Origin of the sequence: Bartonella sp. HY328 (genome assembly GCF_025449335.1) — a bacterium.
GTDB lineage: Bacteria > Pseudomonadota > Alphaproteobacteria > Rhizobiales > Rhizobiaceae > HY038.
Genome location: NZ_CP104883.1, coordinates 3,104,563 through 3,121,177 on the forward strand (window position 1 = coordinate 3,104,563; position 16,615 = coordinate 3,121,177).

Annotated in this window: 14 protein-coding genes, 1 tRNA gene and 1 riboswitch; of the genes, 10 read left to right on the plus strand and 5 right to left on the minus strand. The window is 40.8% G+C overall.

Annotation, left to right across the window (positions count from 1 at the left end; translation table 11 throughout):
- The first annotated feature begins 422 nt into the window (after nt 1–422).
- A complete protein-coding gene (locus tag N5852_RS13225) occupies nt 423–1,436 on the plus strand; it encodes a class I SAM-dependent methyltransferase (RefSeq protein WP_262098226.1) in 1,014 nt (337 codons plus the stop codon).
- 62 nt (nt 1,437–1,498) lie between these two features.
- On the opposite strand, the gene N5852_RS13230 is transcribed toward N5852_RS13225, so the two are convergent.
- The 3 genes from N5852_RS13230 to N5852_RS13240 all read right to left on the minus strand — a co-directional run bounded on the left by N5852_RS13230 (nt 1,499) and on the right by N5852_RS13240 (nt 2,614).
- Nucleotides 1,499–1,572 (minus strand) — tRNA-Gly (locus N5852_RS13230).
- A gap of 268 nt (nt 1,573–1,840) precedes the next feature.
- Nucleotides 1,841–2,293, minus strand: a complete 453-nt coding sequence (locus N5852_RS13235; RefSeq protein ID WP_262098227.1) for a phage holin family protein — start codon at nt 2,291–2,293, stop codon at nt 1,841–1,843.
- Nucleotides 2,294–2,299: 6 nt separating this feature from the next.
- Entirely contained in the window at nt 2,300–2,614 is a 315-nt protein-coding gene (locus N5852_RS13240) for an ElaB/YgaM/YqjD family protein (RefSeq protein ID WP_182417910.1), read from the minus strand.
- 553 nt (nt 2,615–3,167) lie between these two features.
- Here N5852_RS13240 and N5852_RS13245 point away from each other — a divergent pair.
- Together N5852_RS13245 and N5852_RS13250 are read left to right on the plus strand one after the other, a co-directional pair.
- Complete coding sequence (locus N5852_RS13245; protein ID WP_262098228.1) at nt 3,168–4,115, plus strand: ADP-ribosylglycohydrolase family protein; 948 nt, start codon at nt 3,168–3,170, stop codon at nt 4,113–4,115.
- A gap of 114 nt (nt 4,116–4,229) precedes the next feature.
- Complete coding sequence (locus tag N5852_RS13250) at nt 4,230–5,405, plus strand: M20 aminoacylase family protein (RefSeq protein ID WP_262098229.1); 1,176 nt, start codon at nt 4,230–4,232, stop codon at nt 5,403–5,405.
- A 59-nt stretch (nt 5,406–5,464) separates the two neighbouring features.
- Here the strand turns inward: N5852_RS13250 and N5852_RS13255 are convergent, their stop codons facing one another.
- Nucleotides 5,465–5,920, minus strand: a complete 456-nt coding sequence (locus N5852_RS13255; RefSeq protein ID WP_262098230.1) for a hypothetical protein — start codon at nt 5,918–5,920, stop codon at nt 5,465–5,467.
- Between the two features lie 146 nt (nt 5,921–6,066).
- A complete protein-coding gene (locus N5852_RS13260; protein ID WP_262098232.1) occupies nt 6,067–7,161 on the minus strand; it encodes a 2'-deoxycytidine 5'-triphosphate deaminase in 1,095 nt (364 codons plus the stop codon).
- A gap of 229 nt (nt 7,162–7,390) precedes the next feature.
- Nucleotides 7,391–7,467, plus strand: a riboswitch (SAM riboswitch).
- Between the two features lie 196 nt (nt 7,468–7,663).
- Between N5852_RS13260 and N5852_RS13265 the strand changes: the two genes are divergently transcribed.
- From N5852_RS13265 to N5852_RS13295, 7 genes are all read left to right on the plus strand, one after another.
- A complete protein-coding gene (locus N5852_RS13265) occupies nt 7,664–8,857 on the plus strand; it encodes an O-succinylhomoserine sulfhydrylase (RefSeq protein WP_262098233.1) in 1,194 nt (397 codons plus the stop codon).
- 232 nt (nt 8,858–9,089) lie between these two features.
- Entirely contained in the window at nt 9,090–11,000 is a 1,911-nt protein-coding gene (mutL, locus tag N5852_RS13270) for a DNA mismatch repair endonuclease MutL (protein ID WP_262098234.1), read from the plus strand.
- A gap of 196 nt (nt 11,001–11,196) precedes the next feature.
- Nucleotides 11,197–12,183: an NAD-dependent epimerase/dehydratase family protein gene (locus N5852_RS13275; RefSeq protein WP_262098236.1), complete on the plus strand. Its 987-nt coding sequence runs from the start codon at nt 11,197–11,199 to the stop codon at nt 12,181–12,183.
- 57 nt (nt 12,184–12,240) lie between these two features.
- Nucleotides 12,241–13,110, plus strand: a complete 870-nt coding sequence (gene mutM, locus N5852_RS13280; protein WP_262098237.1) for a bifunctional DNA-formamidopyrimidine glycosylase/DNA-(apurinic or apyrimidinic site) lyase — start codon at nt 12,241–12,243, stop codon at nt 13,108–13,110.
- A gap of 118 nt (nt 13,111–13,228) precedes the next feature.
- Complete coding sequence (locus N5852_RS13285; protein WP_410004219.1) at nt 13,229–14,608, plus strand: dipeptidase; 1,380 nt, start codon at nt 13,229–13,231, stop codon at nt 14,606–14,608.
- 69 nt (nt 14,609–14,677) lie between these two features.
- Nucleotides 14,678–15,304 (plus strand): ribonuclease D, encoded by a 627-nt coding sequence (locus tag N5852_RS13290; RefSeq protein WP_262098238.1) that lies wholly within the window; start codon nt 14,678–14,680, stop codon nt 15,302–15,304.
- Nucleotides 15,305–15,842: 538 nt separating this feature from the next.
- Complete coding sequence (locus tag N5852_RS13295) at nt 15,843–16,589, plus strand: DNA helicase (protein ID WP_262098239.1); 747 nt, start codon at nt 15,843–15,845, stop codon at nt 16,587–16,589.
- Nucleotides 16,590–16,615: the final 26 nt, after the last annotated feature.

The window sequence follows — 16,615 nt, forward strand, 5'->3', positions numbered from 1 at the left end:
TTGAAGCAAAACTACACTTAAAAGCAATCGCAAAAATTCCTTAAATAGGTTTAGAACCTGTTAATCCAATTGCAAGTGCTACTTACCCAACACGTGGTTAGACACTTTAAATTACTTTTATTTTAAACTTGCCCAAATATGGTTTTATGAGATTACCAACGGACTGGCTATAGTGACAGCAAGATGCTTTTTTTGAACGGCAAACCTTCTTAAGCAATTAACATTTATCAAAAGTGATAAAATAGCTTAACGCGTTGTCGACTGCAGACAATAACGGATAATAACAAATAGCTGAGAAAACATCACACTTCATCAATTGTAAGCTTTTCATATTTCTATTTTGCTTTTATATCTGCTATGCAGCATAATTGGCGCTACTTAATATGAATTAACAATGAGCATTGAAAAGGTTTAATTATTCCATGGTACAAAACAGCAATTTATTACCATTTTTGCCTTTTGAAAATGCTGCTCTCACTTTTAATAAAAATGGGGCCTATGTTAGTTTTGGATTTACCCAAAGCCCACCAATTGAATGGCAAAATCAATTAGATAATATTCAAACGTGGCGGCCTAGTTTTTTAAGGTTACAGCATAGTGGTTTTAATTGCCAGATTGGTTTAACGGATGGAAAGCTTTATGATGGCGGATTTTTAATGCTGTCGAAGCATAAGCTGTATAATCAACAGCTATTTTTGCAATTGCTAAAAGTTGTAAAACCGCAAGGAACGATCATTATTTGTGGTGATAAAAACCTTGGTGTGCAATCGATGCGTAAATGGGTTAGCCAATTTTTTGACATTGATGGTAATTTAGCAAAATATCATGGACAGTGTTTCTGGTTTACCCGTCCAGATACCATATCTTATCAGCAAATCGAACCAACTCAATCCAACGCCTTAACCTTTGATAATCAATTTACCACAGAGCCCGGCATGTTCTCGCATGGTAAGATTGACCCTGGTTCGCAATTATTGATAGATGTAATACCTAGCGACATAAGAGGCCAAGTTGCTGATTTTGGCGCGGGATGGGGATTTATTGCTGCCCGCTTGCTTCAAAAATTTGCCAAAATTTCACAACTGGATTTGTTTGAAGCCGACTATCACGCCTTGGAAGCTGCCAAAAATAATCTTGCTGCAATCGCTGCGTCCCGTAATGTAACCTATAATTGGTATGATCTACTCACAGAAAAACCTGAAAATTCATACGATTGGATTATCAGTAATCCGCCATTTCATGAAGGTCGCTCGAGTGATAGCAGTATTGGGCAAAATTTCATTGCCAAAGCCTTTGATGCTTTAAAACCAAAAGGGCAATTAATGCTGGTTGCAAATCGACAACTACCTTATGAAAGATTACTTAGTGAAAAATTTCACACGGTAGAAAAGCGTGTTGAACAACAAGGTTTTAAAGTAATTTATGCCCGCAAATAATCTATCGCACTTTTAAATATAGAATTAAAAATTAAAAAAATCTTGTAGTGATTTTTGATATTTGGAGCGGGTGAAGGGAATCGAACCCTCGTATTCAGCTTGGGAAGCTGCTGCTCTACCATTGAGCTACACCCGCATATTGCGCAATTATCACGGATATATGGAATTGCAGATCCATGAGATCTGCTCTCTATCATCTTTTTTGCTGCATTTCCAGCAAATATTTAAACAAGACTGATGTTTGCATGCGGTGCTAAAACAAGTAACTAGAAGACGTAGTGCTTCAGCAAAATATAGGCACAATTTCAATCAGTAAAACTTTGCAAGCATATCCATTGCCAATATTTTTCAATCGGTTTCGTTAACCTAAAAAATAATTTATAAATATAAAAATAAGCCGAAAATTATTTCGGCTTATTGTCTCTTTTATCGGATTTATTTTTATAAAACCATAATGCAGCAAGCCCAATAAGCGGTAGCGCAATCATTGCTACCTTCTTATCGCCAGCAATAGCTGCTGGTATAGCCGCTAGTGCAGAACTTAATAATAGAGCACTACGCTCTTCCTCTGCCTGCTTTTCCAATGCTAATTTTTGCTTTTTGGCAATGGCTTGCCCAATAAAAAAAACCAGCAAAGCAATAATAAGAAAAGAAGCAAATAAAATGCCAGCAGCCCATAGCGGCGCTACAAAAAAAGTCAAACCCAAATAGATAAAAACGCAAAGAAAAACCAAAGCTAAAATGGCGAAAACACCAGTTAAACTTAAGATCATCACTTGCGTTTTTGTGCGCTTGACGGCTTGATTAATACCACCAGAGGTAAGACCGCCAAGCAAGGAAGTCAAAAGGCCAAACATTAGCCCTTAGCGCCTTAAAATCTGACCAAGCACAAAACCAATACCAGCTGCAATAGCTAGGCTTGCCATGGGCTTTTCACGCACGCAGGCACACATAGAATCTTGAGTTTGTGATAATTTATCACGCGCTTCATGCAAAGCCTCATCGCCTTGAGCGCGAGCATTTTCATACATGGTTTGAGCGCGATCTTTAGCTTCGTTTAATTTCTTTGAGCCAAGGTCGGACAGCGTTGACGCAATAGCTGCAATATCTTTGCGCAAATCAGCAACCTGCTTTTCAAGATCAGCTTGCTCAGCAGTGTTTTCGTTTTCTTTAGCCATTGGGCTCTCTCCTTGGATATAACTTTAACTTGGACATAACTTTAATTGGTTATCAACACTTAATGATATTAACTGCTTTTGAAAGATGCTAATATTACCAATTTAATTAACCTTACATCAATCCGCCAAAAACAAAAGTCTTTAATAGAATATTATTATAACAGTTTCGTTATCGATAATAATTCTATCAAGTGATAGATTATAATTTTGACAAATCAATAAATATTGTTACTAAAAAAGCAACAACAGAGTTATAAACACATAAAGAGGTAAATTGTCTCAGAGAAAAACAACATACCTTACTTTAATCATTGCCATATCATAATAATAAATACTTTAATTAATATGATATAATCTATTTTATATATATGGTGCTGAAAACGATAAAAGCCAATAGCGAAACTTATTTTTTTAGTGATAGTTGGGATATTTTTAAAATGCCCATCCTTTTTATTGATTTTTGTCTTATTGCATAAATTCTCTGTTTGAGTAATTATAACAAATGCAAGTGCCTTACCAACTATATAGTATTTTATAAGATGAGGTGATACGCATGCCAACAAATATCAAAATCTCAAAAGCCAGTAAAATTGCCGGTGGCCTTATTGGTCTTTTGGTTGGTGATGCCCTAGGCGTTCCCTATGAATTTCACCATAAGGACACGCTACCTAAATTTGACAATATAGATTTTGTTCCGCCTAGAAATTTTAATCGCTCCCATAATAGTGTGGCGCCCGGCACTTGGTCTGACGATGGGGCGCAAGCTCTTTGTCTATTGGCATCGCTTTTACATTGCAATAAGCTAGATATGCAGGATTTTGCCACGCGCATGCTTAATTGGTATGAACAAGGCTATATGGCAGTTGATTATCATGTCTTTGATGTTGGCAATGCCACCGCACGTGGGCTCAATGCCTTTAAGGATGGCACATCGCCACTTTTATCAGGGGGCCTTGATGAAGATAGTCACGGCAATGGCGCATTAATGCGCGTGCTGCCCCTTGCCTTATGGCATAGGGGGAGTGATCTTGCCTTAATTGAAGATGCGGGACGGCAAGCTTGTGTTACCCACGCCCAGCCACGTTCACAATTATGCTGCGCTCTTTATTGCCTCACAGCCCGTGCCTTATTGCATGATAATAGCGACCCATGGGGTTATGCAGTTGAAAAAGTTTATAACTACGCCAAAAATGACGAGCGTCTATTGGCGGAACTTGAATGCTCAATTAGACCAATGGAAAATATTGAACCTGAAGGTTCGGGCTATGTCGTTGATTCATTGCGTGCCGCGCGCAAAGCCTTATCTTTTGATGACTACCAAAGCGCCGTGCGTTATGGGGTAAGTTTAGGAGATGACACCGATACAACAGCAGCAATTATGGGCGGCATTAGCGGCATAAAACTTGGCCTTAGTGACATACCTGTTCATTGGTTTGAAGATTTGCGGGGCAAATCGATTTATCACCCGCTATTAGAGCAACTATTGCTGCACGTCGCTTGATCAAAATTTTTGTTGCTTTAAACTTGTTATTTAGCCACTATCGTTTTAACAATTTTTACATTGAGCAAATCAATATAATCGTTAAATATTGCAATCAAAGCAGGCAGGAAAGCTATGTCCGAGCATAAAAAAACCATCCAAAAACATATTGAATCCTTTCTTGGAGAAATGATTAATATTCGGCATGACCTGCATATGTATCCAGAATTGGGCTTTAATGAACACCGCACATCAAGCAAGGTGGCAGAACTTTTAGAGCAATGGGGCTTTGATGTTACCCGTAATATTGGGCAAACCGGTGTCGTTGCCAGCATGAAAAATGGCACAAGTAACAAGTCTATTGGTATTCGCGCTGATATGGACGCCTTGCCAATTGAAGAGCAAAGCAATGTTGATTATGCCAGCAAAAATAATGGCCTTATGCATGCTTGTGGCCATGATGGCCATACAACCATTTTGCTCACTGCCGCACGCTATTTAAGTGAAACACGCAATTTTGATGGTACAATCCATCTTATTTTCCAACCAGCAGAAGAAGGTTATGCTGGCGCGCAAGCCATGATAGACGATGGCCTTTTTGAAAAATTCCCTTGTGATGCAGTCTTTGGCTTGCATAATTGGCCAGGCTCCCCTGTTGGTCATATGACCTTTTTAAAAGGCCCGATGATGGCTTCCGTAGATACCGCCTATATTACCATTGAAGGGCGTGGAGGCCATGGCGCAATCCCAGAAAAAACCATCGATCCGATCGTAGCGGCTTCCTCCATCGTTATGGCTTTGCAAACAATTGTTTCACGCAATATTTCGCCGCTTAATTCCACCATCATTACGGTTGGTAAATTTGTCGGCGGCCATGTATCTAACGTTATTCCAGACAGTGTCGAGCTTGAATTGACGATACGTGCTTTTTCAGCAGAAGACCGCGCCTTACTCGCCGAGCGGATCTGCGCTTTGGTTGAAGCTCAGGCAAGCTCTTTTGGCGCACGTGCCAACATCAATTATGAATATGGTTACCCTGTTTTGATTAATGATGATCAACAAACCGAATTTGCCACCACTGTTGCTCAAAATCTTTGGGGTGATGATAAGGTAATAGCCAAGGGCAATCCCGTTACCCCTAGTGAAGATTTTGCTTTCATGCTGGAAAAACGCCCTGGAACTTATATTTTCCTTGGTAATGGCGACAGTGCTGGCCTTCATAATCCCCATTATGTCTTTAATGACCGCCTATTAGAAATTGGCGCAACTTATTGGGGCGAATTGGTGGAAACCTATTTGAAAAAAGCCTAGATTTTAGAGCTTAAATCGACAAAAGGCATGGCTTCTCCCCATGCCTTTTATAAATTGTATTAAAAGAATATGCGCTCTTTTTCAATCAGCCTTTTAACATCAGCAATCGTATTAAGCGCTAAGACATCTGGATTTTGCCCTAAATAAGCATCAAGATGTGGATCTTCTTGATAGCGGATTTGCGTATCAACAATTTCAAACTTATCACCGATCTGGTCAATGATCATTAGCAACAATTCATCAACTTTTGAATTAAACTCATCGCATAGGCTTTGCCGCCATGGGCTTGGATCAGGTTGATATTTTTGATTAAGATAGTAATAATTTATCGTATCTAGCTCATCAATCAGCAAAAGTGTTGCTTTTGATAGTGAGATAAAAGGCAATTCACGCATATTGCCATCAAGATCAAATTCAGCGCGTTCAAGTGTCCCACCGTCAAAAAGCTCATAAGATGTTTTATCACCATTCCACAAACAACCGCCTGCGCCAAAATCAAAAAAGAAGTGCAGCACAGCTATTTTATTGGGGTCCTGTTTTACTATTGGAACAATGGCATCAACAATATCAACTTTTGCCTATTCTTGCTAAAACCCATTTTAGCTAAAAATTGCCCAATGCGCTTCATTGCTTAATTTTCCTACTCACTTTCAACGGAAAATCAAGCCACTTTAAAATGCTTGGATAGCTTTAAGCCTTGGGCTTGATAGTTGGATTTTAAATCACTGCCATAAAGGGCTTGTGGACGCTCCAACATATGCTCATAAACAAGGCGACCAATAATTTGGCCATGCTCTAATATAAAAGGCACTTCATGGCTGCGTACTTCAAGCACCGCGCGGCTACCCGTACCGCCTGCAGCACTATGTCCAAAACCGGGATCAAAAAAGCCGGCATAATGCACACGAAATTCACCAACCAGTGGATCAAAAGGTGTCATTTCAGCAGCATATAGCGGTGGCACATGAACAGCTTCGCGCGAAACCAAAATATAAAATTCATTGGGATCAAGCACAAGATCGCGGCTACCACGGTCATAAATAGGCTCCCAAAAATCAAGCACATTATGGGCATTTTTCTTATCAACATCAACAACGCCGGTATGGCGTTTGCCGCGATAGCCAATAAGATGATTGGCGTCACCACTCAAATCAATCGATAATGCAACGCCGCCACCGCTAATATTGGGTATTTTATCTGAGATAAGCACTTCGCTATCATGCAAATCTTGCAATTCTTTTTCGCTTAATAAAGGATGCCCTTTGCGGAAACGAATTTGCGACAAGCGCGAGCCAGTGCGCACCAAAATAGGAAAAGTGCGTGGGCTAATTTCTAAATAAAGAGGGCCTTGATAACCTGCAGGAACTTTGTCAAATTCTTGCGCATTGTCGGTAATAATGCGAGTAAAAATATCAAGACGACCTGTCGAGCTCTTAGGATTGGTTGAAGCTGAAATATCAGCAGATAGCGCAAGGCTTTCAAGCAAAGGCACAATATAAACACAGCCCGTTTCAAGTACGGCACCATCGCTTAAGTCAAACTCATGCAAGGTGAACTTATCAAGCTTGTCTTTGACCTTGGTATTAGGCCCCGGCATAAATGAAGCGCGAACCCGAAAAGCACGTTTGCCAAGACGCAAATCTAAGCTTGCCGGTTGGATCTGATCATCATCAAGAGGCTTGGCTGTTAATAGGCCGCCATTGGCTAAAAGTGCTGCAAGGTCTTTATCAGCAAGAATTCCTGTCGCGCGCTGCATTCTTTTCCTATTTTATCCTCTTAATTAGCTTTCAAGCTTTGTAACTCAAAGCCAATTTTTATTTCCGTTCGTCTTATCCATCTGATTTAAAAATCAGATGCGCTCGCTTTTTTATTCTCGTTCGTCTTATTCATCTGATTTAAAAATCAGATGCGCTCACTATACAACAAAATATCATCTTTGAAACCTTTGCAGCAATTGACGTATCCTTGCAAGCGTTTTAAAGTCTTTTCCATTCCGTGGTGATTTGGCCGGCCGGCTTGCAGCCACGTTTCTTAAATGCTAAAAGGCCGTAGCTTTTAAAGCACTTTTGCGGTTTTTTGGTTGGTATTAATTTACAAAGCCATAAAAGTCTAGTCTTTCATAAGCTGTTGTCTTTATTATTAGGTTTATTGACAGCTTATTATAAACTAGAAAATGCAAAACGAAAATTTTATTCATTCTGTTTTGCAGCAAACTTTCCTCTGGCTTTGTTGACTGAATTGACAGACTGGAAGCATTGATGACACTTGATCCCACACGCAAATATCGCGCTGCAACTGAAATGGTTCATGGTGGCGTAACACGCACTCAATTTGGCGAAGTTTCTGAGGCCATTTTTCTGACCCAAGGTTTCACCTATGAAAGTGCTGAACTTGCCGAAAACCGCTTTAACGGTGAAGATCCAGGTTTTGTCTATTCACGCTATGCCAATCCAACCAATGATATTTTTGAAAAGAAAATGTGCATCATGGAAGGCGCTGAAGAAGCGCGCGCAGTTGCCTCGGGCATGGCCGCCGTTGCTAATGCCATCCTTTGCTATGTAAAAGCTGGCGATCATGTAGTGGCGAGCCGCGCTATGTTTGGTTCATGCCATTATATTATTGATACAGTTTTGCGCCGTTTTGGTGTTGATGTCACCATTATTGATGGTGCAAAAATTGAAAATTGGGAAAAGGCGATTACGCCAAAGACCAGTCTAATCTTTTTTGAAACGCCGGCTAACCCAACCTTGGAAATTGTCGATATTGAGGCTGTTTGTAAAATTGCCCATAATGTTGGCGCAGTTGTGGTGGTTGACAATGTTTTTGCAACGCCGCTTTATCAAAAGCCATTAGCGCTTGGTGCTGATGTTGTTGTTTACTCCACGACCAAGCATATTGACGGCCAAGGGCGTTGCTTAGGCGGCGCTATCCTATCCAGCAAGGAATGGATTGCCGATAATTTACACAATTATTTCCGCCATACAGGCCCAGGAATGAGCCCATTTACTGCATGGGTCATGCTAAAAGGCTTGGAAACCATGCCGCTGCGGGTCAATCAAATGACAAAATCGGCAGGCGCAATTGCTGATCTTATTGCCGAGCATCCAGCCGTATCAAAATGTTTTTATCCAGGACGCAAAGACCACCCACAAGCGGACATTATCGCCCGTCAAATGACTGGCGGCTCAACCATGATTGCTTTTGAATTAAAGGGCGGTAAAAAATCAGCTTTTGAGTTCTGCAATGCACTTACTATTCCGCTTATTTCTAATAATCTTGGCGATGTTAGAAGTATTATTACCCATCCTGCAACAACCACCCACCAAAGCATTGGTGCAGAGGCACGCGCAGAACTTGGTGTGAGCGATGGTCTATTGCGCTTTTCTATTGGCCTTGAAGATAGCGATGACTTATTGGAAGACGTCGCGTCAGCTCTCAATAAAGCAAAATAAAAACTAAAAATTGCTTTAGATGACCTAGCATTCTGCTTATATAGTCATCTAAAGCAATTTTAATATGGAAGGCAGCTTTGCTGCTTTTAAAAATATTTATGGAAATTATCTTTTAACAAAAGCAGGTTTTTATTTTTTAGATTGTTTAAATGTGTAATTTTATTATTTGTTGGTTATTCATTTCAATTGCTTTAACATAATTTAATTTCTTATTTCCTGTGAGTTAAACCCCATGCCTATCCGCCGCCTTAGTGAAACCATGATCAATCAGATTGCCGCTGGCGAAGTTGTCGAGCGTCCAGCAAGTGTGGTCAAGGAACTGGTTGAAAATGCTATTGATGCAGGGGCAACACGCATTGATATAGCAACGGCAGGCGGTGGTAAAAACCTTATTCGCATCACCGATAATGGTTGTGGCATCATGCCTGACCAACTTTTGCTTGCGGTTTCGCGCCATTGCACGTCCAAAATGGGCGATGATATTCATGATATTCGCGCCCTTGGCTTTCGTGGTGAAGCGCTACCTTCAATTGCGTCAGTTTCACGATTACGGCTTTTATCGCGTCATATTGACCTTGATGAGGGCGCTGAAATTATTGTCACCGCCGGAAAGATTGAAGGACCACGTCCTGCGGCAGTGACTAAAGGCACCGTTGTTGAAGTAAAAGACTTGTTTTTTGCAACACCAGCACGGCTTAAATTCTTAAAAACCGAACGCGCCGAAAGCACCGCCATTAGCGATGTGGTAAAACGCATTGCCATTGCTTTTCCTCATATTCGTTTTACCCTATCGGGGCCTGATCGCAGTTTAAGCGAATTTGCCGGATCGACCAAAGATTTAGATGGTTTAAGCGTTAGGCTTGGGCAAATATTGGGCAAAGAATTTTCACAAAATATGATCGAGCTTAACGCCGAGCGTGAGGGAGTAAAGTTAAGCGGTTTTGTTGGCGTTCCATCCTTTAATCGTGGCAATGCGCTTCATCAATTTGTTTATGTTAATGGCCGCCCCATCAAGGATAAGACTCTATCGGGCGCAATTCGCGGTGCTTATAGTGACGCTATTGCCCCTGATCGTCATGGTGTTGTTGCACTTTTCATTACTATTGATCCACAAGATGTCGATGTTAATGTGCACCCAGCCAAAGCGGATGTGCGCTTTCGTGACCCAGGCCTTGTGCGCGGGCTTATTGTTGGTGGCATAAGGTCTGCCTTGCAGCAATCTGGCATACAGCCAGCCACTACGGGTGCAAGTGCAATGCTAAACGCATTTCGCACCGAGCAATCTGCCAGCGCACCAATGGCGAACCATAATAGCGGCTTTTATTCCCATTCTTCCCATCCAAACAGCTATTATCAAGGGCAAAATAAAGACGCAACCTATCGGCCGCAAAGTCAAGCTTGGACACCGCAAAATGGTCAAGCCTTTCATCGACCGCTTGATGATAATCACGTTTCCATGCCAGCTGGAACTGATATTTTACTGCAAGAGCAATTGGGTGCATTTTTGGAGCCAAGTGCGGATTTGCGCCCTAATCTTATTGAGCCAGCACAAGAGCAATTAAACGCGCCGCTTGGTGCGCCGCGTGCACAAATCCATAAAAATTATATTGTTTCACAAACACAAGACAGCCTTATCATCGTTGACCAGCATGCAGCCCATGAGCGCCTCGTATATGAAGCATTAAAAGAAGCGCTTTATAATAAGCCATTACCATCACAAATGCTTTTAATTCCCGAAATTGTTGATCTACCGCAAGATGATATTGACCGCTTAATGAATCATGCCGACACATTGAAAAAATTTGGTCTTGGCATTGAAGCCTTTGGTGAAGGTGCTCTTGCGGTGCAGGAAACTCCCGCCATGCTTGGTGAAATTGATGCACAAGCACTTATCCGCGATTTGGCCGATGAAGTAGCCGAGCATGATACAGCAGATGGCTTAAAATCCATGCTTGATTATGTTGCCGCAACCATGGCATGCCATGGTTCAGTCCGTTCTGGACGTATTTTAAAGGCCGAGGAAATGAACGCTTTACTACGCCAAATGGAGGCGACACCTGGATCAGGTACCTGCAATCATGGGCGGCCCACTTATATTGAACTAAAACTTCATGACATTGAACGCCTATTTGGACGGCGGTAATTATGCTTACTTAAAATTGCAATGTTGAACTTTTATCAAATCGGTTAACAGATCAAAGATTTAGGGGCAGGTTCTAAGTCAATTTGAGAAAAACTTAACAAATGTGATTATCGTCACGCAAAATGCAGCCATTTTAATGGATTCATTCAATAAGTAATCATACGAGATATTGGCATATCATAAAGATAGGATCATAATGAAAGCAATATTAACTGGAGCCGCAGGCTTTATCGGGTTTCATGTCGCAAAGCGGCTCCTTGATGAGGGTTGGCAGGTTATTGGTATTGATAATTTAAACAGCTATTATGATCCAACCCTCAAAGAAACGCGTTTGCAAGGGGTATTAGGCCATAATAATTTTCGCTTTGTGAAGGCCGATATTGCTGTTCCAGAACAATTATCACATGCCATAGGTGATGATGTTGATGCAGACATCATCATTCATCTTGCGGCACAGGCTGGTGTTCGCTACTCGATTGAAAACCCTTTTAGTTACACCCACTCCAATGTCACCGGACAAGTTGCAATTTTTGAGCAAGCACTAAAAATGGCACGCAAAATTCCGGTTGTTTATGCAAGTTCGTCATCGGTCTATGGTGGTAATAAAAATGTACCATTTAAGGAAACTGACCGTGTGGATCAACCGGTTTCTGTTTATGCAAGTACCAAACGCATGGGAGAGCTTCTTGCCCACTCCTATCAACATATCCATGGGTTACGCTGTACTGGCCTGCGTTTTTTTACCGTTTATGGCCCTTGGGGGCGGCCTGACATGGCACCTTGGCTTTTTAGCAATGCAATTTTACATAAAAAACCAATCAAACTATTTAATTATGGTAATATGATGCGGGATTTCACCTATATTGACGACATTGTTGACGGCATTTTAGGAGCCTGCCAACGCATTCTTAATATTGAGCGTCCAATTGAACCTTTTTATAATCTCGGCAATAATCAGCCTGAAAAACTAGAAGACTTTGTTGGTATTATCGAACAATGTACAGGCATTGAAGCAATCAGGCAATTAAAGCGTATGCCTGCCGCAGATGTTCCGATGACTTTTGCAGATATTACACTTGCGCAGCGCGATTTAGGCTTTGCTCCTAAAACAACCTTAGCAACTGGGCTTGCCCAATTCATTTCATGGTTTAAAGAGTATCATAAAATCCAAGACGATAATTGAACACTTTATTCGCGCAACCTACATAAAGGTAACTTCATCTATATAGAAAGATTTTGAATGCCAGAACTTCCAGAGGTTGAAACGGTGCGTAGCGGTCTTGCGCCAGATCTTGAAGGCGCGCATATTGATTATATTAAAACCAGCGATAAAAAATTACGCAATCCTTATACCGAGAATATGGCAGGGCTTATTAACGGGCGAAAAATCCGTTCACTAACACGGCGCTCCAAATATCTTATTATCAATCTTGATGGTGGTTTTTTTATTGTTAGTCATTTGGGCATGTCTGGCTCATGGCGGCTGCATCAAAGCGGTGATGATGCACCAAAAGACAAGATTGTCGCCCATGACCATGTCATTTTAGGGCTAAATAAAGACGGCAAAAATTTTGAAGCAATTTATAATGATCCGCGCCGTTTTGGCTTTTTCACCCTAGAGCGAGACATTAATTATGCTGATTATCCAGCATTTAAAAAATTAGGCATTGAGCCGCTCGGCAATGCATTATCAGGCGATTATTTGCGCCATGCCTTTAAAAATAAAAAAGCCCCCCTTAAAGCCTTATTATTGGATCAAAGCATCATTGCTGGCCTTGGTAATATTTATGTATGTGAATCTCTTTGGCGTGCAGGTCTATCGCCGCAGTTAAGCGGCGAAAAATTGGCAGATGGCAGCGATTTTGCCGTTAAAAAAAGCGAAGCCTTGGCCATTGCCATCAGGGACGTTATTGTTGAAGCAATTAAAGCAGGTGGCTCAACATTACGGGACTATCGCCATGCAGACGGTTCACTTGGCTATTTCCAGCATAATTTTGCTGTTTATGGTCGTGAAAATCAACCATGCACTGCTTGCGGCAGTCTTATTTCACGACTTGTACAATCTGGCCGCTCAACCTTTTATTGTGCATCCTGTCAAGATAATGGTTAGGCATTATTTTATCACAAAAACGATAGGCCTAGCTTATTTTTAAATGCGCACTTGCTTGAAGTGATGTTTTTGGCTTTAATACTGTTTTACTCTTTAGCAATTTTTGGAAAGTGGATTTATGATGCTGGAAAATGTTCTTAATCGCCTTGATGGTAACCTTGATCAAAGCCTTGAGCGGTTATTTGACCTGTTAAGAATTAAATCAATTTCCACAGATCCTGCCTTTAAGGAAGATTGTAAAAAGGCCGCAGACTGGCTGGTAGAAGACTTAAAATCAATTGGCTTTGAAGCATCACGCCGCGATACAACGGGCCATCCAATGGTGGTTGCCCATCATGCTGGCCCCAAGGAAAATTCACCCCATGTGCTTTTTTATGGCCATTATGACGTACAACCAGTTGATCCACTTGCCCTTTGGGAAGATGATCCATTTGATCCAAAAGTAAAAGAGCGCGACGGCCAAAAGATCATTACCGGTCGTGGCTCATCAGATGACAAGGGTCAGCTTATGACCTTTATCGAGGCCTTACGCGCTTTTAAGGCAGAAACGGGGCAATTGCCTGTTGCAGTTACGATTTTATTTGAAGGGGAGGAAGAATCGGGTTCGCCTTCCTTAAAGCCATTTTTAGAAAGCCATCGCAATGAATTGCGCGCTGATTTTGCCCTTGTTTGCGACACATCAATGTGGAATGAGACAACGCCTTCGATCTCTGTTGGTTTGCGCGGTCTCGTTGGTGAAGAAATTATTGTAAAAGCAGCTAATCGTGATCTTCATTCAGGCTATTATGGCGGAGCTGCCGCCAACCCTATCCGTATTTTGAGCAAAATTCTTGCTGATGTGCATGATGAAAATGGCGCCGTGACGATTGCTGGCTTTTATGATGGTGTTGAAGAAACGCCTACCCAAATTTTAGCACAATGGGATAATCTTGGTCTTGGACCAAAAGAATTTTTAAATCCAGTTGGCCTGTCTTTCCCAAGCGGTGAAAATAATCGCAGTCTGCTTGAACTTATTTGGGCGCGTCCTACCGCCGAATTTAATGGGATTAGCGGCGGCTATGAAGGGGAAGGCTTTAAAACGGTTATTCCTGCGCAAGCATCGGCTAAAATCTCTTTCCGCCTCGTGCATAAACAAGACCCGATCCAAATTCGCAACGCTTTCCGCAAATTTGTTAAAGAACGCATCCCTGCTGATTGCTCGGTTGAATTTATCGAGCATGGTGCATCACCTGCTATTCAACTGCCTTATGACTCATCAATTGTTTCCAAGGCTAAAATTGCTCTATCGCAAGAATGGGGCAAGCAAGCAGAATTGGTCGCTATGGGTGGTTCCATTCCAATTGTTGGTGATTTTCAAGATTATTTAAAAATGGAATCCTTGCTTGTAGGTTTTGCGCTTGATAGTGATCGCATCCATTCACCCAATGAGAAATATAATTTGACCTCTTTTCATAAGGGGCAACGCTCTTGGGCACGCATTTTAGCAGCGCTTGCATAATATTTTCAAGCCGTGCAAAATAGCTATTTGCACGGCAAATTTAATAACTATCTTTTAGGAAAAAATTTGATGACTGATATTCGTGTTCATCGGGGTGATTTGCCAAATCTCGACCATTATAAAAATGTTAAGGCAGTTGCTATTGATACCGAAACTTTAGGGTTACAACCTCATCGTGACCGCTTATGTGTTGTACAAATTTCCCCTGGAGATGGTACTGCTGACGTTATCCAAATTGCCAAAGGGCAGAAGACAGCACCTAATTTGGTAAGCCTTTTAAAAGATCAAGAAATTGAAAAAATCTTCCATTTTGGCCGCTTTGATATTGCCGTTTTAAGCCTTGCTTTTGACACGGAAGTAAAGCCGGTATTTTGCACAAAAATTGCGTCAAAACTCACCCGCACCTATACCGACCGTCATGGCTTGCGCGATATTTGCAATGAATTATTAGATGTTACTATTTCTAAGCAGCAGCAATCATCCGATTGGGCAGCCTTTGAATTAACGCCAGCACAAATCGAATATGCAGCATCTGATGTGCTGTATTTGCACCGCTTGCGCGCAATTTTGATTGAACGCCTTGCCCGTGAAGGCCGGACAAATGTTGCAAAAGCCTGTTTTGAGTTTTTGCCATCAAGAGCAGAGCTCGACCTTATGGGCTGGTCTGAAAGCGATATTTTTTCCCATAGCGCGTAAGAATTTATCTATTTGCGCTTAATATATCTTCAATCGTTGTGGCATTTTTTTGTTGCAACGATTTTTTTAAGCTCAACTATAAATAAACTCATCCTGATAGCTGCAGTCCAATAAAAATCCATCAAAATAAAGCCTTTTTTAAAATAGCAATCCAAAGTGGTAATAGCTAAAAAGTAAAACCAAATTTTTCTAGCATTACACTCAATCCTGACATTATTACTTTTGCTTCCTTTAAAATTTCATCATTAATATTTAAGTATTTTAGCAGGCCGATCAGGGTTTTCACAATTTTTAATGATGATATATCCATGTTAAGGATAGAAGTTTGCTGTTAAATGCAATTTTTATTTTAGTAGAATAAATTCTCATATGTTTTTTGTACACAATGTGGTAAAAGGTTCAAGGCGTTGCCAAGCCTCCCCCCTCCAAATGGGAAAGCACCTTTCGTGTCGGCTTCATTATTTTAATAACAACTAATATCGCTCGATGATATAAGGAGGGATTGTCATAAATTTTGCGATTAAAGGTTGTTAATTTTATGAACGACATTCAAAAAACTCCGCTTCATCAACTAAAACGCCAAGCCAAACAATTGGTGCGCTTGGATAAAATAACGCATGTGAAAGCCTTAGACTTTATTGCTAGGGAAAATGGGTATAAAAGCTGGTCCCTACTGCTGCGTGACCGCGAAAATAATAGGTTGAGTGGCTTATTTAACAAGTTTAAAACAGGCGATCTCATTTTATTAGGCGCTCGACCAGGACAAGGCAAAACACTTTTAAGCTTAAAAATAGCTAAAGAGGCGATTACATTTGGCCATAAAGGTGTATTTTTTACCCTTGAGTATAACAAAATCGACGTTCAAAAACGCTTGCAAAAAATTGGCATTGCGCCAAGTCACTCAAAGAATTGGCATTGGCCAAGTCAATGGCAAGAGAAATTTTTAATCGATACATCGGAAGATATTTCAGCCAGTTATATTATAAATATCATGAAAATAATGCCATCGGGATCTTTTGCGATTATTGATTATTTACAATTATTAGATCAAAGGCATGATAAGCCACCTTTAACGAAACAAATAGAATTGTTAAAAACCTTTGCAAAAAACAAAAAAATTATTCTTATCTTCATTACTCAAATTGATCGCAAATTTGAAGTAAGTGGAAGAGATTTTCCTGATGTAAAAGATATACGGTTGCCAAATCCAATTGATCTATCAATATTTAATGCGGCCTGCCTTTTGCACAATAAAAATGTTAAGCTCATTAATTTATCATCATAATAAAAAAGGCCTCCCAATGGTAATCG